Annotated in this window: 19 protein-coding genes and 1 riboswitch; of the genes, 8 read left to right on the forward strand and 11 right to left on the reverse strand. The window is 60.2% G+C overall.

Features of this window, described 5'->3' with window-relative positions; genetic code table 11:
- The first annotated feature begins 46 nt into the window (after window positions 1-46).
- Complete coding sequence (locus tag ACESMW_RS02680) at window positions 47-2,104, forward strand: diguanylate cyclase (RefSeq protein WP_372985539.1); 2,058 nt, start codon at window positions 47-49, stop codon at window positions 2,102-2,104.
- 18 nt (window positions 2,105-2,122) lie between these two features.
- On the opposite strand, the gene ACESMW_RS02685 is transcribed toward ACESMW_RS02680, so the two are convergent.
- The 4 genes from ACESMW_RS02685 to ACESMW_RS02700 all read right to left on the reverse strand — a co-directional run bounded on the left by ACESMW_RS02685 (window position 2,123) and on the right by ACESMW_RS02700 (window position 6,024).
- Window positions 2,123-4,456 carry a xanthine dehydrogenase family protein molybdopterin-binding subunit gene (locus tag ACESMW_RS02685; RefSeq protein ID WP_372985540.1) on the reverse strand — a complete coding sequence of 778 codons (2,334 nt, stop codon included), beginning with the start codon at window positions 4,454-4,456 and terminating at the stop codon, window positions 2,123-2,125.
- On the reverse strand, window positions 4,453-4,914 hold the full coding sequence (locus tag ACESMW_RS02690) for a (2Fe-2S)-binding protein (RefSeq protein WP_372985541.1): 462 nt from the start codon (window positions 4,912-4,914) through the stop codon (window positions 4,453-4,455). The genes ACESMW_RS02685 and ACESMW_RS02690 overlap by 4 nt, the downstream gene beginning before the upstream one ends.
- 71 nt (window positions 4,915-4,985) lie before the next feature.
- Window positions 4,986-5,327 (reverse strand): branched-chain amino acid transporter permease, encoded by a 342-nt coding sequence (locus ACESMW_RS02695; protein ID WP_372985542.1) that lies wholly within the window; start codon window positions 5,325-5,327, stop codon window positions 4,986-4,988.
- The gene (locus ACESMW_RS02700; protein ID WP_372985543.1) at window positions 5,320-6,024 is read right to left on the reverse strand and encodes an AzlC family ABC transporter permease; all 705 of its coding nucleotides are present in this window, start codon (window positions 6,022-6,024) and stop codon (window positions 5,320-5,322) included. The genes ACESMW_RS02695 and ACESMW_RS02700 overlap by 8 nt, the downstream gene beginning before the upstream one ends.
- Window positions 6,025-6,152: 128 nt before the next feature.
- Between ACESMW_RS02700 and ACESMW_RS02705 the strand changes: the two genes are divergently transcribed.
- The 4 genes from ACESMW_RS02705 to pgsA are packed head-to-tail and all read left to right on the forward strand — an operon-like array spanning window position 6,153 to window position 9,515.
- Complete coding sequence (locus ACESMW_RS02705; RefSeq protein WP_372985544.1) at window positions 6,153-6,404, forward strand: hypothetical protein; 252 nt, start codon at window positions 6,153-6,155, stop codon at window positions 6,402-6,404.
- A gap of 46 nt (window positions 6,405-6,450) precedes the next feature.
- Complete coding sequence (gene uvrY, locus ACESMW_RS02710; protein ID WP_372985545.1) at window positions 6,451-7,110, forward strand: UvrY/SirA/GacA family response regulator transcription factor; 660 nt, start codon at window positions 6,451-6,453, stop codon at window positions 7,108-7,110.
- Window positions 7,094-8,956 carry an excinuclease ABC subunit UvrC gene (gene uvrC, locus ACESMW_RS02715; protein ID WP_372985546.1) on the forward strand — a complete coding sequence of 621 codons (1,863 nt, stop codon included), beginning with the start codon at window positions 7,094-7,096 and terminating at the stop codon, window positions 8,954-8,956. The genes uvrY and uvrC overlap by 17 nt, the downstream gene beginning before the upstream one ends.
- A gap of 7 nt (window positions 8,957-8,963) precedes the next feature.
- Window positions 8,964-9,515, forward strand: a complete 552-nt coding sequence (gene pgsA, locus ACESMW_RS02720) for a CDP-diacylglycerol--glycerol-3-phosphate 3-phosphatidyltransferase (protein WP_372985547.1) — start codon at window positions 8,964-8,966, stop codon at window positions 9,513-9,515.
- Between the two features lie 22 nt (window positions 9,516-9,537).
- On the opposite strand, the gene ACESMW_RS02725 is transcribed toward pgsA, so the two are convergent.
- From ACESMW_RS02725 to thiB, 7 genes are read right to left on the reverse strand one after another with little or no spacing between them, the layout of a single operon-like run.
- The gene (locus tag ACESMW_RS02725) at window positions 9,538-10,146 is read right to left on the reverse strand and encodes an ABC-type transport auxiliary lipoprotein family protein (protein WP_372985548.1); all 609 of its coding nucleotides are present in this window, start codon (window positions 10,144-10,146) and stop codon (window positions 9,538-9,540) included.
- On the reverse strand, window positions 10,143-11,081 hold the full coding sequence (locus tag ACESMW_RS02730; protein WP_372985549.1) for an MlaD family protein: 939 nt from the start codon (window positions 11,079-11,081) through the stop codon (window positions 10,143-10,145). The genes ACESMW_RS02725 and ACESMW_RS02730 overlap by 4 nt, the downstream gene beginning before the upstream one ends.
- Window positions 11,081-11,917 carry an ABC transporter ATP-binding protein gene (locus ACESMW_RS02735; RefSeq protein ID WP_372985550.1) on the reverse strand — a complete coding sequence of 279 codons (837 nt, stop codon included), beginning with the start codon at window positions 11,915-11,917 and terminating at the stop codon, window positions 11,081-11,083. Before ACESMW_RS02735 ends, ACESMW_RS02730 begins: the two co-directional genes overlap by 1 nt.
- A gap of 3 nt (window positions 11,918-11,920) precedes the next feature.
- Window positions 11,921-13,084, reverse strand: coding sequence for an ABC transporter permease (locus tag ACESMW_RS02740; RefSeq protein WP_372985551.1), 1,164 nt, complete (start codon window positions 13,082-13,084; stop codon window positions 11,921-11,923).
- A 53-nt stretch (window positions 13,085-13,137) separates the two neighbouring features.
- The gene (locus ACESMW_RS02745) at window positions 13,138-13,752 is read right to left on the reverse strand and encodes an ATP-binding cassette domain-containing protein (RefSeq protein WP_372985552.1); all 615 of its coding nucleotides are present in this window, start codon (window positions 13,750-13,752) and stop codon (window positions 13,138-13,140) included.
- The gene (gene thiP, locus ACESMW_RS02750) at window positions 13,745-15,427 is read right to left on the reverse strand and encodes a thiamine/thiamine pyrophosphate ABC transporter permease (RefSeq protein WP_372985553.1); all 1,683 of its coding nucleotides are present in this window, start codon (window positions 15,425-15,427) and stop codon (window positions 13,745-13,747) included. The genes ACESMW_RS02745 and thiP overlap by 8 nt, the downstream gene beginning before the upstream one ends.
- A complete protein-coding gene (thiB, locus tag ACESMW_RS02755) occupies window positions 15,427-16,431 on the reverse strand; it encodes a thiamine ABC transporter substrate binding subunit (protein WP_372985554.1) in 1,005 nt (334 codons plus the stop codon). The genes thiP and thiB overlap by 1 nt, the downstream gene beginning before the upstream one ends.
- A gap of 49 nt (window positions 16,432-16,480) precedes the next feature.
- Window positions 16,481-16,585, reverse strand: a riboswitch (TPP riboswitch).
- Window positions 16,586-16,739: 154 nt separating this feature from the next.
- On the opposite strand from thiB, the gene ACESMW_RS02760 reads away from it, so the two are divergent.
- The 3 genes from ACESMW_RS02760 (at window position 16,740) to ACESMW_RS02770 (ending at window position 19,360) form a co-directional block, all read left to right on the forward strand.
- Window positions 16,740-17,606 carry an MBL fold metallo-hydrolase gene (locus ACESMW_RS02760; protein WP_372985555.1) on the forward strand — a complete coding sequence of 289 codons (867 nt, stop codon included), beginning with the start codon at window positions 16,740-16,742 and terminating at the stop codon, window positions 17,604-17,606.
- A 13-nt stretch (window positions 17,607-17,619) separates the two neighbouring features.
- On the forward strand, window positions 17,620-18,036 hold the full coding sequence (locus ACESMW_RS02765) for a TIGR01244 family sulfur transferase (protein ID WP_372985556.1): 417 nt from the start codon (window positions 17,620-17,622) through the stop codon (window positions 18,034-18,036).
- Window positions 18,037-18,097: 61 nt separating this feature from the next.
- The gene (locus tag ACESMW_RS02770) at window positions 18,098-19,360 is read left to right on the forward strand and encodes an FAD/NAD(P)-binding oxidoreductase (protein ID WP_372985557.1); all 1,263 of its coding nucleotides are present in this window, start codon (window positions 18,098-18,100) and stop codon (window positions 19,358-19,360) included.
- Window positions 19,361-19,378 lie beyond the last annotated feature (18 nt).

A 19,378-nucleotide genomic window follows, 5' to 3' on the forward strand; every position in this document is an offset into this window, starting at 1 on the left:
CAGTGTATAATTTCCTTGAGGTTTTCCCAAGGATTTCACCAACAAGATGCCCGGACCCAACGGTTTTCAGCGGAGTTCTCTCAGGATCCAGCCCTGCGGCTGCCTGTTGGTATTGAGCAGAACGCTGGACCGTATAGTCCAGTGCAGCGCCAATGCGGAGTACTTCCTGCAGGTACCGGCCGAAACCCTGCTTGACCAGTCCCCGGAGGGAGTTTTCGGCGCCCGGGTGCTGGCCCGCATTCGCCGAGAACTGGCAGAGGACGATGTGCTCAGCGGGCCGGTTTCCATTCGTAAGGAGAACAAAGGCCGCCAGATCCGCCTCCAGGTGAATGCTTTTCGTTCCGGAGCCTGGGTGGTGGTCGAAATCGAACCCATAACGGGCCTTGGAACAAGACGGATGACCGGAAGGGTCAACCGCTGGCTTGGCAAGCTGGCCAATGCCCGTAATCCCGACGATCTGATGGATATCCTGGTGGACGGCGTTCGTGACCTGGTCCGGTTTGACCGGGTGGTGGTGGCGCACTTTGACGAACAGGGCCATGGCGTCTTTCTGGCCGAGAGCAAGCGCAAGGGCGTTTCACCCTTGCGGGGTCAGCGTTTTTCCGCATCCGCGTATCCTCCGGCGCAACGTTCAAAAATGACCCGGCACCAGGTGCGGAGTATTCCGGACCTCGAGGCCGGCCTGGTGCCGGTGCTGGTTTCCGGCAAGATGAACCGTGAACAACTGGCGGACGTCGATGCCAGCGGGACGGTACTCCGGGCACCGTCCCGGAGGCAGACCGCGTACCTGAATTATTTCAGGGCCCAGGCGCTGCTCTCTATCGCGATTGTCGGTCCCTCGGGCCTCTGGGGCCTGGTTACCTGCACGTCGGAAAAGCCGGTTCCCCTTGCGCCGACCCTGAGGGACGCGGCACGCACCCTGGTTCTGATGGCCACCCAGCGCCTGTTCCTGCTGAAATCCCGGATGGAGGCCCAGTTCTTACAGCGCGTTCACAAGTCCAGGGATTTTCTGGCAGCTGATATCACAGTCGGGCTTTCTCCGGCCAGGATGCTTGAGAAATACGCCCCCGACTGGCTGGCATTGTTCCGCGCCAGTGGCATGGCCTATGCCAACAGCGGTGATATTGCCGCGCTCGGAGAGGTCCCTCCCACTGCTTCGCTCGAACAACTGGTCGCCAGGCTGAACGCCGAACAACAGGGTCGATCTCCCTGGGTGTCGGCCAGGCTGAAAGAGGAGCCGCTGGCCAGGGGGCTGGAACTCGGTGCTGCCTGTGGCCTGCTGGCGGTTCCGCTACCGGGGGAGCGGGTCACCAGCTGGTTTATGGTCTTCCGGGGAGAACACGGTCGAGGCATATATTGGGAGGGCCGTCCGGAGGTGGATATTCTGACCAGCGCACCGGGGGAGGAGGAAACCTTCCGCAAGGCCTTCGGTTCCTGGCTGGAAGCCGTGGAAAGCAGCAGCGAACCCTGGAAACGTGTGGAGCGTCTCGCCGCGGTGGATCTGGCAGAGGACATGGCGCTGCTGGCATCAATCAGCGAAATTACCCGGCTGAACGAGTTGCTCAAGGCCGAGCAGGCTGCGTTGGCGCAGGCCAACGAGCAACTCAGTCATGCTGCGAGCCATGACTCCCTGACCGGTCTCTGGAACCGTTACCGGACCGAATATGAACTGGACCGGGAGCTGGCGAAAGCAAGGCGCCATGGCTTGCCGTTTTCAGTGCTGCTGCTGGATGTCGATCATTTCAAAAACATCAATGACTCCTGGGGCCACGCGGCCGGTGACGAGGTGCTGCGGGAAGTTGCGCGGAAGGTCACCGATGTGCTGCGCCAGGAGGATCATCTCGGGCGCTGGGGTGGTGAGGAGTTTGTCATTCTGGCGACAGGCGCGGGGCGCGCCGATGGGGTGGCCTTGGCCGAACGGGTTCGACAGGCAGTGGCCGAGGTGGCAGTGCCTGGAGTGGAATCCGCCATTACTGCCAGTATCGGTGTCGCCAGCTGGCGCCCGGAAGATAAGCGCAAGTCCATTATCCAGCGGGCAGACCGGGCCATGTATGCCGCCAAGAATGGCGGCCGTAACCGGGTAGAGACCGACGAGGGCCTGTGACAGACCCCCGTCATTGGTTCAGGCCTTCAGCTGATCGCCCACGGGCAGCCGGCGAATCCGCTTGCCAGTGGCGGCATGGATGGCGTTGCACAGCGCCGGGGCCACCGGGGGCAGGCCGGGCTCACCAACCCCACCCATGGGTTCGTCCTGGCGGTCCATCAGGTGGATATGGATTTCCCTGGGTGCGTCGGGCATCCGGGGCAACAGGTACGTATCGAAGTTGTCCTGTTGGGCAACACCATCCCTGAAGGTGACTTCGCTCATCAGGGCGATGCCGATGCCCATCACGCAGGCACCTTCGAGCTGGGAACGGATCCGCTCCGGATTGGCCTGCCGGCCGCAGTCAAAGGCGATGTCGGCCCGGTGGATGATCACGTTGCCCGTGTCATCGACTTCCACATCAAACACGATGGCCGTATAGGATACGAAGCTGTGATGGAAGGCCAGTCCCATGCCGCGGCCTTCCGGTAGCTCCTTACCCCAGCCGGCAGCCTCTGTGGCTTTCTCGACCACGGCACGCATGCGTCCGGTATCAATGGGATACATCTCCGGGTCTTCACCGTAGTTCCAGCCATCACCCACCGTCAGGTTATGGATTTCCCGCCCCGGGCCAAGCAGTTCGAGTACGTAATCCCGGTGGTCCCTGCCTGCGGCGACCGAGACCTCGTGGGCAAAACTCTGGATGGCCCAGGCATGGGGAAGGTTGTACACCGAACGGAACCAGCCGATTCTCACATGGGCCGGTGCCGGCGGGTTCTCCAGCCGGATGGCGGGAATACTGAATGGCATGGTGTTAAAACCCATGCCGAGTTCGAATTCGCCCTTGTGTTTCGGGTCCGGGGCGAACAGGGAGCCGATGCTGGGAGACAGGGTGCGATGGCGCCATGCCAGGGCCTTTCCGTCACTGTCGAGCCCCGCTTCGAGATGATCCACTGACACCGCGTGGAAATAGGCGTGGTGAATATCGTCTTCCCGTGTCCATTGCAGTCGCACGGGTCGCCCCTCAAAGGCCTGAGCCACGCGAGCGGCTTCCGCGGCATAATCCGGCTTGGATTTGCGGCCGAAACCACCGCCGAGCAGGGTGACATTGACCCTTACCTTTTCCCGATCCAGACCCAGTTGACCAGCGACGGTGTCGCGGGTGGCACGGGGATTCTGGACAGGGGCCCAGACTTCCGCCTCGCCGTTTTTCACCAGGACGGTCGCCACCATCGGTTCCATGGGGGATTGGGCCAGATGGGGCATGTAGTAGGTCGCAGAGACCCTCTTGCTTGCCTGCTTCAGGGCGCCTTCGACGTCGCCGCGGCCCCGGATAACCCGGCCGGGCGATTGGGCACGTTCCTCGAGCGTCTGGCGATAGGACTCGGAGGTGTAGCTGGCGTTGTCTCCGGCGGGGCCGTTGTCCCATTGGATCTTCAGCTTCTTGCGGCCCTCGATGGCTGCCCAGGTATTGGTGGCGACCACCGCCACACCACCGAGCGGACTGAAACCGGCCGGTTGTCCGGTACCCTGGATTTCGAGGGTTTTCTCCACGCCCGGCACTTTCAGGGTTTCCGAGTCATCGTAGCTTTTGACTTTGCCGCCATAAACCGGAGGGCGGGCAATGACCGCATATAGTGGGTTTTCCACCTCGACATCGGCACCGAAGATCGCCTTGCCGGTAACGATGTCTTCGCCGTCAATGGCCTTGGGGTAGGCGGACTCCAGCCTGCCGTTGATGTAGCCGGATTCGCGGCCGATATAACGCAGTTCGTCATCGGTTTTCAGTACCAGGTCGTTGCGGCCTGGTACTTCCAGTTCACGGGCGGCTTCCGCAAGCTCGCCAAAGCCCAGTTCCCGGCCGGACGGCGTATGAATGATCTTGTGAATGTCCGTTTGTACCTCGTGCAAGGGCACCGACCACTGGTTGGCGGCGGCCTGTTCCAGCATCAGCCGGGCGGCGGCCGCGGCACGACGCATGGGATCGTACCAGTGGCGCATACTGCGGGAACCGTCGGTATTCTGGTTGCCGTATTTTTCCTGGTTGGCCTCCGCCTGACGGACCTTCACCCGGTCCCAGTCTGCACCCAGTTCATCGGCGGCCAGTAACACCATGCTGGTACGGATACCCTGGCCCATTTCGGCCCGGTTATTGACGACGGTGACCGTCCCGTCGGAATCAATATGAATGAAGACGTTAGGATCATCCACCCAGCCGCCAGGCATGGCGCCGGCGCCGAACTGGGCCTTTTCATTGGCCAGGGGCATATCCCAGCGCGCGGCCAGCACGAGGGCCGAGCCACCGGCCAGTCCCATGAGAAAGCGGCGACGGCTCACATTCGCCAGCAGGAGTTTGTCGTTGGATCTGTTCATGCCTGGTCCTCCTTGCCGGCCGCCCGCTCAATGGCAGCGAGAATCCGGTTGTAGGTACCGCAGCGGCACAGGTTACCTGCCATGGCATCGACGATCTCGCTGGTATCCGGGTTGGGCGTTTTCTTCAGAAGGGCGGTGGCGTTCATGATCTGGCCACCCTGGCAGTAGCCACACTGGGCGACACCGAGGTCCAGCCAGGCCTGCTGGACCTTGCTGCCCACCAGATCGTCGGCCATGGCTTCGATGGTTGTGATCTCGCCTTTAGCGGCAGACACCGGTGTCACACAGGAACGGATGGCCGTGCCGTTCAGGTGCACGGTACAGGCACCACACTGGGACACACCGCAGCCGAACTTGGTGCCTTTCATGCCGACCACATCCCTGATGGCCCAGATCAGCGGCATGTTGTCCGGGACGTCCAGTTCGTGTTGCTCGCCGTTGATGTTGAGCGTAACCATGGAGCTCTCTCTGTCAGTTGGATTAAGGGCTTTCCTTCACTGTAGCTGTACGCAAGTGAAAGGCAAAAAGCTCAGAATCCCGAGAGAAAGCCGGTTTGCTGGATGGTCATGTAAGCGGCGGTGCCGGCGGCAATGGAAAGCAGGGCATTACGCCGCCAGAGGTGAATGGCCACCACCAGCAATCCGGGAAGAACTGCATCCAGGCCGGGGAGGGCGGCATTCCAGTTGCCTGAGCGGGTGAGGAAAACCGTTGCCAGCAAGGCCATGACCGCAGCCGGCAGGTAGCGGCCAAGATGCTTGATCAGCGGGTGTTCGGTGTGCCGTTCGAAAAACACGAACGGAATCACACGGGTGGCAAAGGTGGCGATGGCCGCGACGGCAATGAATGAAAGCAGGTAGGACATGTCAGCCATGGTTTGTGCCCTCGGTTGCACCGGTGTCCCTCAGACGACGGTAGTGCACCAGCAGCATGGCAGTCACGATGACAATAGCGCCGATGAGCTGATGTGACGGAGACAATAACAGCATGGCGATACCGGCCGCAGCGGCACCGGTCCAGATCGGGAAACCGTCTTTCAGGGCCTTGTATTGCTCGATAGTGAGCACGATAAACAGGGCGACCAGGGCGAATTCTATGCCGGTGCTGTCGAAAGCCACGTTGTCGCCCAGCAGGGCGCCGATGGCACATCCAATCACCCAGTAACACTGGTTGAATCCGGTAATGCGGAAGTCCAGCTCCTGCTCATGATGGCGGTCGGGGCCGCGGGGGCGGCTGGTAAGCAGGGAATAGGTTTCGTCTGTCAGCCCGAAGATCAGGTAGGCCTTGCGCCAGCCGGCACCCCGGAACTGGCCCAGCAGCGACAGGCCGTAGAACAGGTGCCGGGCGTTCAGGACGAACATGGCGACAAACACCTCGACCATGCCTGCCCCGACTGCAAGCAGGCTGACCGCGAGAATCTGGCCGGCCCCGGCATAGATGAGCACACCCATCAGTGGCGCTGCCCACCAGGGGTAGTCCAGCTGGGTCGAGAACAGCACGCCGAAGGCCATTCCAAGGGGAATGTAACCGAACAGAATGGGCAAGGTGAGGCGAAAGACAGACTGGTTCATTAGCATCCAAACCGTTGAAAGCGACGCATGATAGTGAATCAGGTCGGCATTTTGAAGCTGAGCTGTTGTTACAGGGCTTCTACCCGGAGCGTTATATCCTTAACATACCCGTACTCACAGGAGGGATAATGACCGACGAAGCAGCCCTGCAACCAGAGCCGGACCCGCGAGAAGAGAAATTCGTGGTGGAGACGGAACTACTCACCGAGGACCAGCTTCAGGGGCTGGTTGAGGAGTACTGCACCCGCTACCATGGCCTCAATGACACCGAAAACCCTTTTTCCGAGAGAGAACGTGTCATGGCAGCCGTCCGGCGGGGCGATCTGGTGGTCTGGTTCGATCCGGTAGAAAATAGTGCCGGACTGGGCGTGCCCGAGTAGGGTAGAATCCCGCTGTATTTCCTGAAGCCGTGTGCGAGGTGGAATCTTGATCAGCGTATTGGTTGTCGACGACCACGAACTGGTGCGTTCCGGAATTACCCGGATGCTGGCGGACAACCCCGACCTTGATGTGGTGGGTCAGGCATCGTCCGGAGAAGACGCCATTGAGTTCGTGCGCAAGCAACGGCCTGACATTGTTCTCATGGATATCCGCATGCCCGGTATCGGCGGGCTGGAAGCCACCCGCCGGATTCTCCGAATCGATGATTCCATCCGCGTGATCGTGGTGACCGCCTGCGCCGATGACCCCTATCCGACCCGTGTGATGCAAAGCGGCGCCAGTGCCTACATCACCAAGGGCGCTGACATCCAGGAGATGGTGCGCGCCATCCGTCAGGCCCATTCCGGCCAGCGTTATATCAGCCCTGAAATCGCCCAGAAGATGGCGCTCAAGCAGATCTCCGGAGATAAGGATGAGAATGGCGAGCTATCGCTGTTCGAGCGGCTGTCCGAGCGGGAAATGCAGATCGCGATGATGGTGGTGGACTGCCAGAAGGTCCAGGACATCTCCGACAAGCTGTGCCTGAGCCCCAAGACCGTCAACAGCTACCGCTACCGGATCTTTGAAAAGCTGGAAATCTCCAGTGACGTGGAACTGGCCCTGATGGCCGTGCGGCTTGGATTACTGGATGCCGACAAGGTCTGACCCCAAGCCCGAGCAGAACGGGGAGTTCGACAGCAAAAACTTCCTGAAACAGTTGACCGAAAGGCCCGGCGTCTACCGCATGTATGACGCGGCGGGGGAGGTGCTGTACGTCGGCAAGGCCCGCAATCTGAAAAAGCGGGTCAGCAGCTATTTCCGCAAAACCGGCCTGGCACCCAAGACCGAGGCCCTGGTCGCCAGGATCGATTCTATCGAGGTCACCATTACCGGCAGCGAGACCGAAGCCCTGCTGCTGGAACAGAACCTGATCAAGTCCCTGCGGCCGCCCTATAACATCCTCCTGCGGGACGACAAGTCCTATCCCTATATCTATCTTTCCTCCCATCAGGACTATCCATCCCTTACCTTTCGAAGGGGGCGGACCAAGAAAGGCGGCGGTACCTGGTTCGGGCCTTTCCCGAGCTCCGGTGCGGTCAAGGAAAGTCTTAATATTTTGCAGAAGGTATTCCGTATAAGATCCTGTAGTGAAAGCTATTTCAGGAATCGAACCAGGCCCTGTCTGCAGTACCAGATCAACCGCTGCACGGCGCCTTGTGTGGGCTTTATCACCCCCGAGGAATACCAGGAAGATATCCGCCATGCCACCATGTTCCTGGAGGGCAAGAACCCGGCCATCATCCACGATCTGATGAATGCCATGGAAACGGCCTCGAAGAATCTTGAGTTCGAGAAGGCAGCCGCCTACCGTGACCAGATCAACCACCTGCGCCACGTCCAGGAGCAGCAATCCGTTGACAGTGCCGGGGGCGATGCGGATGTCATAGCCATTGCCCAGGATGCGGGAATCGTCTGTATTGTGGTGATTATTGTGCGTGGCGGCCGGGTGTTGGGCACCAAGGATTATTTCCCCCGGTATTCGATCGAGCAGACCGAAGGCGAATTGCTCAGCGCTTTCCTGGGTCAGTATTATTTCGGCGGTAATACCCGCCGTGAGATTCCCCGGGATATCCTGGTACCGGTCGAGGTTGAGGGCCAGGAGTTGCTGGCCCAGGCGCTCTCCGAGGCGGCTAACCGTGAAACCCGGATCCGTGGTAATGTGCGCGGAGAACGGCGCCGCTGGCTGGAACTGGCCATGACCAATGCCCGGCAGACCCTGCTGACGCACCTGGCCAGCAAAGAAACTGTTTACCGCCGTTTGCTGGCGCTGCGGGACCTGCTGGAGCTACCGGAAACCCCGTCGCGGATGGAATGTTTCGACATCAGCCATAGCCACGGGGAAAACACGGTCGCATCCTGTGTCGTTTTCGACGAGAATGGCCCGCTAAAGAGCGACTATCGACTATATAACATTGAAAACGTGACGGCCGGCGACGACTATGGCGCCATGCGCCAGGTGCTTACCAGACGGTACAAGCGGATGGTCGCGGGAGAGGGCAAGCGTCCCGACCTGGTGTTCATCGATGGCGGCAAGGGCCAGTTGAATGTCGCCAGGGAGGTTTTCGATGAGCTCGGAATCTCGGATATCCCGCTGATCGGTGTCGCCAAGGGCGTCACCCGTCGGGCGGGGATGGAGCAGCTGATTGATGCCATGACCGGAGATCTTTTCCGGGTACCGGCGGATTCGCCCGCGTTGCACCTGATCCAGCATATCCGGGACGAGTCCCACCGGTTCGCCATTACCGGTCACCGGGCGCGGCGGGACAAGAAACGCCGGCAGTCGACCCTTGAGGGAATCGAGGGCGTGGGGCCGAAACGCCGCCGTGAACTGATCCGCTACTTTGGCGGCATCCAGGAGATCCGCAAGGCCAGCGTCGACGAGATGACAAAGGTGCAGGGCATCAGCAAGGCCCTGGCGGAAACGATTTACGCAGTATTGCATGACGAATAGGAAGCCCATGAACCTGCCAAACCTGCTCACACTCTCCCGCATCGTGATGATCCCCGTGTTTGTGGTGGTGTTCTACCTGCCGGTGGAGTGGAGCTACATCGTCAGTGCCCTGATTTTCGCCCTGGCAGGGATGACGGACTGGCTGGATGGGTACCTGGCCCGCAAGCTCAACCAGAGCACGCCGTTTGGCGCCTTCCTGGATCCCGTTGCGGACAAGCTTATGGTGGCGGTGGCCCTGGCGGTGCTGATTGAAGAGCACTCGGCTGCGCTGCTGACTATTCCGGCCACGGTCATCATCGGCCGGGAAATCGTGATTTCCGCGCTACGGGAATGGATGGCGGAAATGGGCAGTCGGGCGAGCGTGGCGGTTTCCTACATCGGAAAGATCAAGACAACCGCTCAGATGGCGGCCATTGTCGGTTTGCTGGCATTCCCCCCGGGGGAGACCCTGGCCTATTTGGCCATCGCGCTGCTGTATGTGGCCGCGGTACTGACCCTGTGGTCCATGATCCTTTACCTCAAAGCTGCCTGGAAGGATCTGTTTCCGGGCAGTGAATAACCGGAATGGCCGGCCTTCGGGTTCAGTTTTCCTCCAGGCATCGGTGTACCCAGAGCAAGGTTTCCGCCGCGAGCTGATTGGCGGTTGTGCTGAAAACCCCGACTACCTCATCCAGTTCCCCGCTCGCCGCTGGCTGGGCCAGCCGGCTGTCGCGCACACACAGGCTCTGGCGTGACCGGTTATCCAGCACTTCTGTGTGCAGCTCAATCACCACCCGCGTTTCCCCTTCGAATTTCTCCGCCTGGAAGGCAGACAACTCGCTGATCAGCGTCAGGTCCGTGCTGGCGGCACTGGTATCGGTCACAACATTGGCAAAACCACGGCTCTGGCGCAGGGTGTCGATCAGGTAATCGCGAACCAGTATTGGTGCGCTGTCGCGCCAGCGGGCGTTGCCATACATCTGGAATTCATGGGGGGTGGGTTTGGTCAGGATGCGGGTTCCATTAACAGGCTCGGACGCCAGGGGAGTGTCCACCCTCAGGGTTCTGGCATGACGGATTTCCAGGCGCTGAACCGGGTCCACCGAGCCCAGATCCATGACACGGGGCGCCTCGGGGGTCGGGAAGATGGTACAGGCCGTCATGGCAAATGACGCTATCACCGGGATGACAACCCTAAAACAACTTCTCATTGCTCAACTTCCTCGATGTTGGAACCACCCAGCAGGGTGCCTGCGGGGTTGGCCTCCAGGCGCGTAGCGAACTGGTTCAGGTTGCGCAGGGCGCTGCGCAGTTCCCGGATTGCCGGCGTCAGCTCACCCAGTCCCTGCAGACCGGCATCCAGTGCACCTTCGTTGTTCCGGGTCAGATTATCGAGGCGGGCCAGAGGCGGCTGAAGCGTGGATAGCGCCCGGTCCATGGAGTTGAGCACCGGCGCGACCTTTTCCAGCAGGATGGCATTGGCATTGTCGGACACACTGGAGACCTTGATCGCGGCTTCTTCCGCCCGCACACCGGCGGCATTGAACTGCTCCATCAGCCCCAACAGTTCTTCCCGCTGGGCCAGCAGTGAATCGGTTGCCATCCGGGTGTTATCCAGGATGCCGGCCATGTTTTCCAGATTTTTCTCGGAGAATAGCTCGTTGGCATTGGTGAGCAGAATCTCGGTTTTCTCGATCAGTGCCTCGCCATTGGTCAGCAGGCTGCTGAAGGCCGAAGGATCTGCCGTGATCAGGGGCGGGTTGCTGCGGCTTCCCTCGAGTACGGGGCTGTCTTTGGTACCACCCCGGAACTGCACACTCATACTGCCGGTGATGTTGGCGAGAATCAGGCCCGCGTGGGTATCCTTGCGAATGGGCACTTCCTTGTCGACCCGGACCAGCACACGAACGTGACTCGGATTGTCCGGGTCCAGGGTCAACTCGAGCACCTCGCCTACCGGTACGCCGCTGTAAAGCACCGGATTGCCTTCGGAAAGGCCGGAGATCGGGTGATCGAAGCCGATCTGGTAATAGGCCCATTCGCGGTCCGCTGACGACTTTCCCAGCCAGAGCGCGAACACAAGCGCGGCGCTGACTGCCAGAACAGTGAACAAACCAATGATCACATGGTGTGCCCGGGGCTCCATCAGACGCTCTCTCCCTGTTGCCTCGGTGTTCGATCAGCCGCGGCGTAGCTCGCGGCCCGGCCTCGTGGGCCATTGAAGTATTCCTGTATCCATTCATCCGGGTTGGCGGCAACGGTTTCCAGGGTGTCTGCCACCAGCACCCGCTTTTGTGATAACACGGCGACCCGGTCACAGGTGGAGTAAAGGGTGTCCAGGTCATGTGTGACCAGGAAAACCGTCAGGCCCAGGGCATTGCGGAGGGTTACGATCAGCTCATCGAAAGCCGCCGCGCCAATCGGGTCCAGACCCGCCGTGGGCTCATCCAGAAACAGGATCTCCGGGTCCAGGGCCAGCGCCCGTGCCAGGCTCGCACGTTTGACCATACCACCGGACAGTTCCGCTGGATACTTGAGGGCTGCATCCGTTGGCAGTCCGGTCAGGGCAAGTTTCATGCGTGCCACCCGCTCGGCATCCGGGCGCTTGAGCCCGGCATGTTCGATCAGCGGAACGGCGATGTTTTCCTGGAGGTTCAGCGAGGTAAACAGCGCGCCTCCCTGAAACAGGACACCAAACCGCTGCTCCATTCTGGAACGGGCCCTTGGAGATAGGGCGTCCAGCGTTTGGCCCAAGACACGGATGTCACCGGATGTGGGTTTGCGCAGACCGATGATGCTGCGCAGCAGCACCGATTTCCCGGTCCCGGAACCACCCACGACGCCGAGGATTTCTCCCCGGTACAGATCCAGGTCCAGATCCTCGTGGACAACGGGTTCCCCGAAACGGTTGCAGAGGTTGCTGACCTCGATAATCGCTTCCGCATCATGCTGTGACTGCCTGGTGCCTTCTACTGCCGCCATCGCTTACCACCCCATTTCCATAAAGAATAGCGCAGCAATGGCATCCAGCAGTATTACGATGAAGATGGACTGCACCACGCTGGAGGTGGTGTGTTCGCCCACCGATTGGGCGCTGCCGCCTACCTTGAAACCTTCCAGGCAGCCGATGACGGCGATCAGGAAGGCAAAGACAGGTGCCTTGGAGATGCCCACCAGGAAATGGCGCAGGGCGATGTCCCGCTCAACAATGGCCAGGAACTGGGTGAGGGTGATATCCAGTGACAGTACGCACACCAGGGCACCGCCCACCATGCCGGCCATCATGCCGACAAAGGTCAGGATCGGAAGGCTGATCATCATGGCCAGGACACGGGGCAGCACCAGCAGTTCAATGGGGCTGAGCCCCAGGGTGCGGATGGCATCCAGCTCCTCGTTGACCTTCATGGCGCCGATATGGGCGGTGAACGAACTGGCAGTGCGGCCTGCCAGCAGGATGGCGGCGAGCAGCACACCGAATTCCCGCAGGAACGAGAAGGCCACCAGGTTGACGGTGTAAATGGTGGCACCGAAATCCTCCAGTACCGTGGCACCGAGAAAGGCGACGACGGCACCAACGAGAAAGGTCAGCAGGGCAACGATAGGCAAGGCATTCAAGCCGGTGTCTTGGATGGCGGCGACAAACGGCGTTATCCGCCAGCGTTTCGGCCGCGGCAGCACCCAGGCCATGGTGGCAAGGGTCTGGCCGATGAACCCGAGCAACACCCAGACCAGATGGCCGAGCGCTTCCACTTGCTGGCCGGTGTGACCCAGGAACAGGCGAATCGGTGAAACCTTGGGCGGTACCGGTTCCTGCCAGTCTTCCAGGGATCGGGCTACGGCCAGCAGCAGCGCCGCCTTTTCCTCCGCCAGGGTCTCTTGCGCGGCAACATGCTGCTCCAGGGTTGCTGGTCCGAGAAAGGATGCCAGTACCGAGGCCCCGGCCGTGTCGATGTGCTCCAAAGCCGAAAGGTCCAGTCTCTTGGGAGACCTGGCCCCTGTGGGGAGTGCGGCCAGCTGCTGCAACAGCGAGTGATAGCCCGAAAGGATCCAGTCGCCGGCAATGGTCAGCCCGCCGGACTCGAACACGGCGTTACCGGGCCGGGATTCGGTAGAGTCATGTGCCTGGGACTGGGAAGCGTGTGGTTCCATCTTTGGATACGTCCGGGCCTCGGGAAGTTATTGAATATCAAGCTAATGACAGCTTAGAGATTCAACTGCTTATCCGCCAGTATCTTTCGATCTTCCGCATCGTGGCTGGCCAGGACCAGAACTTTGCCAGCAGCCTTGTGCCGGAGCAGCAAGGACCGTAACTGGGTACGTGCCTCCGCATCCAGGCCCGTCAGAGGCTCATCCAGAAGCAGGATGGGCTGGTCCCGCAGCAGGGCGCGAAGCAGTGCCACACGCTGACGTTGCCCGCCGGACAGGTCCCCGGGCATGCGACTTTCAAAGCCGGCCATGCCGACGCTGGCAAGCCCTTTGACGATAGTCTGTTTCTGCTCCGTACTCAGCCTGAGTCCGGGATGCATGCCCAGGCCAATGTTGGTCTGTACGTCCAGGTGTTCGAACAGGTTATGCTCCTGGAACAGGCTGGTTACCGGTCGATTCCAGGGTGCCAGGTTATTCAGTAAGTCTCCTTCCCAGCGAATGGTGCCGGATTCCGGAGTCAGGAAGCCGGCGAGCAGGTTCAGGAGGGTGGATTTCCCGGAACCGCTGGGGCCGTTAATAGCAATGCATTGCCCATGGTCGACATGGAAGGTGAATCGCCAGGTGGTTTCCGTGTCCGGGTAGCGGAAGGTCAGGTCCTTCACATCAAGCATGGCGGGCCTCTGCAAGAGTTTTTAGCGCATCGTGCTGATGTCTGCGCTGTTTGCGTCTGTAACCGGGCAAATTGAATGCTGCAAAGACCAGCAGCAGCAAAGTTACCAGCCACAGGGCGGTGCCGGCCGCAAGTTCCATGCGATAACTGCCCAGTTGCTGGTAAAGCAGCACCGGCACCGTGGGCTGTCCCGGCGTGCCGAACAAGGCAATCACACCGAAGTCTCCCAGGGACAGGCCGGTGCCATAGGCCATGGCCAGAGCGAGTGGGCGCTTGAGGCGGGGCCAGTGCAGCCACCGCCAGCGATACCACCCTAATAATCCAAGCTGGTCCGCCTGCCGTGCCGTAGGCTCATCCAGGCCCGTTAGCGGGCCTTTCAGAAGTTGGGTGACAAAAGGCAGGGCCATCAGGCCATTGATCAGGGCGACCAGTGCCAGGCCCTGAAAGGAGTGTCCCAGGGCCGGACGGAAAAGCAGGAAAAGGCCGGTGCCCAGCACGATGGGGGGGACCATGAGCGGTACCGCGGTTGCGACCGAGGATAACCTGGAGAGGTTTGTGCCACCCCGAGTGGCGAGGGCCAGCACAAGGAGTGCCGACAGAACCGAGAACACGCCGGCGGGGAGGGCGATGGCGAAGCTCCGCAGCGTTGCGTCCGCCAGATCAGCCAGAGGGTTACCGCCGTCAACTGCAACAGTGACAAGCCCCGGCAGGCCCCGAAACAGGATTGCAGCAAGCGGTAGAAGGAGAAAGAGGGTAAAGCACAGAAGCAGCACCACATCGCGAAACCGCACAATGCCCTGGCTATCTGGTCGGGGGATGGCTTCTGAAAAACGCCGTTCCGGCGACAGGTTAGCGGACAAACCTCGACGCACCATCAGGAGCCAGATGGCGCCACAAATGGTCAGCTGTACAATCGCCAGCAGGGCCGCCCGACCGAAGTCGAATTCAAAGCGCAGAGACTGGTAAATCGCCACTTCCAGGGTAGTGGAAGCAGGACCGCCGCCGAGCGTCATGACGATGGCAAAGCTGGTAAAGCAGAGGGTAAATACCAGGGCTGCGATGCCCGGCAACACCCGGCGCACGGCCGGCCAGTCCAGGATGCGCCAGAGCCACCAGCCTGTCAGACCGAGCTGGCTGGCGACGCGTCGCCGGGGCGCGGGGACTGATTCCAGTGCCTGGAGCAGAATACGGCCCGCCAACGGGGCATTGAAGAATACGTGGGCCAGCACGATGCCGTTAAGTCCGTAGAGATTCCAGCGGACTGTGGTCCAGTGTTCAACCACCGAGGTCAGCCAGCCGTGCCGGCCATAGACCCCCACCAGCCCCGATACCGCCACGATCGTTGGCAGAACCAGGCTCAGCTCCATTATTCGTAACAGCAGGTTCCTGCCCGGGAACCGGGGCTGTCTGACCAGGGCAAGCGCAATGAACAGCCCCAGACCCAGGCTGAGGACTGTGGACAGGATGGCCTGCCAGACCGTGAAGCGGATGACATTGCTGAGATAACGGTTCTGCCAGAGCTCGGACATTTCCGGCAGTTGGGCCTGCCAAAGCAGCGCGGCCACGCCGGCGATGGTCAATGCCAGCAGGCTGCCGGCGATGATCAGGCCAGGGCCGATCTGCCAGCCCGGGTGGCTGAATGGTGCCTGGGTGGCTCTGAACGGGAATTGACGCATTATGGGATCATGGCGTTGAGCCATTCATCCAGCCAGGGTTTGCGTTTTTCAGCGACGATGGCCGGATCGATAAACAGGGTAGTGTCCGGCTGGATCAGGCGATCGAACACCTCGGGTAACTCATCCCCCAGATCGATGGCCGGGTACATCACGTTTTTCAGGGGAATATGGCGCTGGAAGTCCGCTGTCAGGATGAACTGCAGAAATTCCCGGGCCAGCGCTTTCTGGTCCGAGGGTTCAACCAGTGCCGCCACTTCCACCTGCATGTAATGCCCCTCCTCGAATTCCGCCGCCTGGTAGCGGTCGGTCTTGTCGATGGCCATGTGGTAGGCCGGAGAGGTGGAGTAGGAGAGAATCATGGGCGCTTCACCGTTCATGAACAGCGAGAAGTAGCCATCACTCCAGCTCTTTGTAGTCGTCAGAATGTTGTCACTGAGGGCTTGCCACTTTTCGCCGGCCTGGTCGCCGTAGACGGCCTTCATCCAGAGCAGCAGGCCAAGGCCCGGTGAGCTGGTCCGTGGATCCTGGATGATGATCTGGAGTTCTTCCGGGGCGTTGACCAGTTCCTCCAGGCTTTTCGGAGGGTTGGGCAACTGTTCGGTGTCATAGACGAAGGCAAAATAGCCCCAGTCGTAGGGCACGAACAGGGAATCCTGCCAGTCGACGGGCAGATCAAGAGACTCGAGTCCGATGCTGTGCGGGGCGAGCAGGCCGGTCTGGCGGGCGGTTTCCATGGTGCCGGTGTCCAGCCCGAGAACCACGTCTGCGTCGGTGGAATTCCCCTCAAGGCGGAGCCGCTGGAGTATGTCGCCGCCGCTATCAAGGACCACATATTCAAGGGTGCAGCTGCAGTGTTGCTCGAACGCTTCCTTGACGCCCGGTCCGGGTCCCCATTCTGCGGCGAATGATGGATGGGTGTAGACGGTCAGGGTCTCGTTGCCCTGGGAACTGGCCAGCAGGGGCAGCGCGATGCCAGCGAAGAGGGTCAGGGGGCGTCTCAGCATGGCTCGTATCCTCGGATTCGATGTGGGGAACCATGCCGCGGTTTCACCGGTGCGGTGAATACTCAATCCCTTCGCCGGTACGAGCCGGATCAGGTTCCGCGGGTATGGTCTCAGCCCTCCATTCTTCGTGGGAAGGGCACCCCGTTGAGTGACGCACAGTATAACACGCCAGCCCCTATCGCCTGCCAGTCATCGAATTTACCTATCAGCGTCATTGTGTCGCATATAGCCATAAGACCTATGCTTAGAACAAAAAGTATGGTTTAGTGTGTGACGTAACGACAGACACTCCCCACGGAGGAATGACTATGCAAATGCCTGTAGTCACACATTTCTTTGATGAACCTACCAATACGTTCAGTTACGTAGTAAAAGATCCCGAAAGCAAGGCCTGCGCCATCGTGGATTCCGTGCTGGATTTCGACTACGCCGCCGGCCGGACCGATGTCCGTTCTGCCGACGAAATCATCCGCTTCATAAACGATGGCGGACTGAAGGTCGAGTGGATACTCGAAACCCACGTTCACGCTGACCATCTTTCTGCAGCGCCTTACCTGCAGGAACAGCTCGGTGGCAAGACCGGCATCGGCCAGAAGATCGTCGACGTGCAGGAAATTTTCGGCAAAGCCTTTAATGCCGGAACCGAGTTTGCCCGTGACGGCAGCCAGTTTGATCGGCTGTTCGAGGAAGGGGATACCTTCCAGATCGGCAACCTCGAAGGGCAGGTGTTGCATACTCCGGGCCATACGCCCGCGTGCCTGACCTACGTTATCGGTGACGCAGCCTTTGTCGGCGACACCCTGTTTGCGCCGGATTCCGGCACCGCCCGTTGTGACTTTCCCGGCGGTGACGCTCACACCCTTTATCGCTCTGTCCAGAAGGTTCTGGCCCTGTCCGGTGAGACGCGGATCTTCCTGTGCCACGACTACAAGGCACCGGGCCGGGACGAGTTCCAGCATGAGACAACCGTTGCCGAGCAACGGGCCAGCAATATCCACGTTCGCGAAGGTATGACCGAGGATGATTTCGTCCGGCTCCGGACCGAACGGGACGCCACGCTCAACATGCCCCGACTGATCCTGCCGTCGGTGCAGGTGAACATGCGGGCCGGTGAGATGCCCCCCGCTGAGGACAACGGACAGGTATACCTGAAAGTACCTATCAACCGCTTCTGACAGAGGGGACGCCATGAAGATTCATTATCTTGAACCGGAGTTCGCGGTTGCCGATACCGTGGCTATCGAGGATCTCCTTGAAATCCGGGAAAAAGGTTTCCGGACGGTTATCTGTAACCGGCGTCCGGGCGAGGAAGGTTACGCGGGTGAGGCAGCCTACGCAGAAGCGGCCGCAAAAGCCGGCCTTGACTGGGTATGTGTCCCGGTAGCATCCGGCGAGTATTCCGAAGCAGATGTGGAAGAGTTCGGAAAAGCGCTGGAAAGTGTGCCTTCGCCAATCCTCGGGTTCTGCCGGACCGGCCGTCGCGCCGTTCACATGTGGGCCCAGGCTCGCGCCCGGGAACCACAGTGCAGTATCCCGATGCTCCTCAAGGCGGCCCATGAGGCCGGTCATGATCCTCAGCCCATCCGGGAACTGCTGGAAAAGTAACGTTTGAATATTGAGCTCGACGGACAGGGAGGTCCCTTGCTATTGCGGAGTTGAAGACCAGATGAAATCAAATCAAGACCTCGACCAATCCTCCCTGAAATACCATGATGTGGTTATCATTGGGGCCGGGGCTGGCGGAATTGCGACCGCTGCAAGCCTGTTGAAACGCCAGAAGGACCTGGACATCGCAATCATTGATTCCTGTGAAATTCATTATTACCAGCCGGGCTGGACCATGGTTGGTGGCGGTGTGTTTTCCGCCGAAAGCACACGACGCAAGACCGAATCCGTCATTCCCCGGGGTTGCCACTGGTATCGGGTGACAGCGGAGCATGTGGACCCTGAGGCCCAAGTGGTTACACTGACTGATCGCCGGCGTATCGGCTATCAACGGCTGGTGGTGGCCCCCGGTCTGGTACTGGACTGGGGCGAGGTAGCAGGTCTTGAAGAAACTCTCGGCCAGAACGGCGTTACTTCAAACTATCGCTACGATCTCGCACCCTATACCTGGTCGTTGGTGGAACAGCTTGAAAAAGGCAAGGCCCTGTTTGTGCAGCCCCCGATGCCGATCAAATGTGCCGGTGCTCCCCAGAAGGCCATGTACCTGTCAGCTGATGAGTGGCGCCGCAAAGGCCGGCTGAATAGCATCGATGTTTCCTACCATTCCGCGGGCCAGGTGCTCTTCGGTGTCGAGGATTACGTGCCCGAGCTGCAGAAATATGTGGATCGCTACGGGATCGACCTGCGTTTTGAAGAACGTCTCATTGCTGTTGATGGTAAGGATAAGATCGCTCATTTTGTAAAGCGCACTGGAGATCTGCAGGAAATCGTTGATCGCCCGTTTGATATGCTTCATGTTGTTCCTGCCCAGCGCGCCCCTCACTTTATAGCTGAATCAGGGCTGGCCAACTCAGAGGGCTGGACCGATCTCGATTCAGAAACCCTCCAGCATGTCCGATACCCATCAATATTCGGGCTGGGGGATGCCAGCGGAACACCTAATGCCAAAACAATGGCGGCGGTGCGAAAGCAGGCCCCGGTGGTGGCGGCAAATCTCGTTGCCTCACTGCTGGATCAAGAGCTTCCTGCCGCCTATCTCGGCTATGGCTCCTGTCCGCTGACGGTAGAGCGGGGCAGGATCGTCCTTGCCGAATTCGGCTATGGCGGCAAGCTCCAGCCGAGCTTCCCGAGCTGGATCAATGACGGCACCAAGGCAACCCGAATGGCCTGGTGGTTGAAGGCGAAGCAGCTGCCCTGGCTTTACTGGAACGGGATGCTCAAGGGTCGGGAATGGATGGCGGCACCAGCCGCACGAAAGGTCTGATATCAGGGAGTGAGAAAC

This window comes from Marinobacter sp. (assembly GCF_041690455.1).
Lineage (GTDB): Bacteria > Pseudomonadota > Gammaproteobacteria > Pseudomonadales > Oleiphilaceae > Marinobacter.

What these genes read in the sequence shown, in the direction of transcription:
- ACESMW_RS02680 (WP_372985539.1), top strand. Translation starts at nt 47, where the DNA reads ATGCCCGGACCCAACGGTTTTCAGCGGAGTTCTCTCAGGATCCAGCCC.
- ACESMW_RS02685 (WP_372985540.1), bottom strand. Translation starts at nt 4,456, where the DNA reads ATGAACAGATCCAACGACAAACTCCTGCTGGCGAATGTGAGCCGTCGC.
- ACESMW_RS02690 (WP_372985541.1), bottom strand. Translation starts at nt 4,914, where the DNA reads ATGGTTACGCTCAACATCAACGGCGAGCAACACGAACTGGACGTCCCG.
- ACESMW_RS02695 (WP_372985542.1), bottom strand. Translation starts at nt 5,327, where the DNA reads ATGGCTGACATGTCCTACCTGCTTTCATTCATTGCCGTCGCGGCCATC.
- ACESMW_RS02700 (WP_372985543.1), bottom strand. Translation starts at nt 6,024, where the DNA reads ATGAACCAGTCTGTCTTTCGCCTCACCTTGCCCATTCTGTTCGGTTAC.
- ACESMW_RS02705 (WP_372985544.1), top strand. Translation starts at nt 6,153, where the DNA reads ATGACCGACGAAGCAGCCCTGCAACCAGAGCCGGACCCGCGAGAAGAG.
- uvrC (WP_372985546.1), top strand. Translation starts at nt 7,094, where the DNA reads ATGCCGACAAGGTCTGACCCCAAGCCCGAGCAGAACGGGGAGTTCGAC.
- pgsA (WP_372985547.1), top strand. Translation starts at nt 8,964, where the DNA reads ATGAACCTGCCAAACCTGCTCACACTCTCCCGCATCGTGATGATCCCC.
- ACESMW_RS02725 (WP_372985548.1), bottom strand. Translation starts at nt 10,146, where the DNA reads ATGAGAAGTTGTTTTAGGGTTGTCATCCCGGTGATAGCGTCATTTGCC.
- ACESMW_RS02730 (WP_372985549.1), bottom strand. Translation starts at nt 11,081, where the DNA reads ATGGAGCCCCGGGCACACCATGTGATCATTGGTTTGTTCACTGTTCTG.
- ACESMW_RS02735 (WP_372985550.1), bottom strand. Translation starts at nt 11,917, where the DNA reads ATGGCGGCAGTAGAAGGCACCAGGCAGTCACAGCATGATGCGGAAGCG.
- ACESMW_RS02740 (WP_372985551.1), bottom strand. Translation starts at nt 13,084, where the DNA reads ATGGAACCACACGCTTCCCAGTCCCAGGCACATGACTCTACCGAATCC.
- ACESMW_RS02745 (WP_372985552.1), bottom strand. Translation starts at nt 13,752, where the DNA reads ATGCTTGATGTGAAGGACCTGACCTTCCGCTACCCGGACACGGAAACC.
- thiP (WP_372985553.1), bottom strand. Translation starts at nt 15,427, where the DNA reads ATGCGTCAATTCCCGTTCAGAGCCACCCAGGCACCATTCAGCCACCCG.
- thiB (WP_372985554.1), bottom strand. Translation starts at nt 16,431, where the DNA reads ATGCTGAGACGCCCCCTGACCCTCTTCGCTGGCATCGCGCTGCCCCTG.
- ACESMW_RS02760 (WP_372985555.1), top strand. Translation starts at nt 16,740, where the DNA reads ATGCAAATGCCTGTAGTCACACATTTCTTTGATGAACCTACCAATACG.
- ACESMW_RS02765 (WP_372985556.1), top strand. Translation starts at nt 17,620, where the DNA reads ATGAAGATTCATTATCTTGAACCGGAGTTCGCGGTTGCCGATACCGTG.
- ACESMW_RS02770 (WP_372985557.1), top strand. Translation starts at nt 18,098, where the DNA reads ATGAAATCAAATCAAGACCTCGACCAATCCTCCCTGAAATACCATGAT.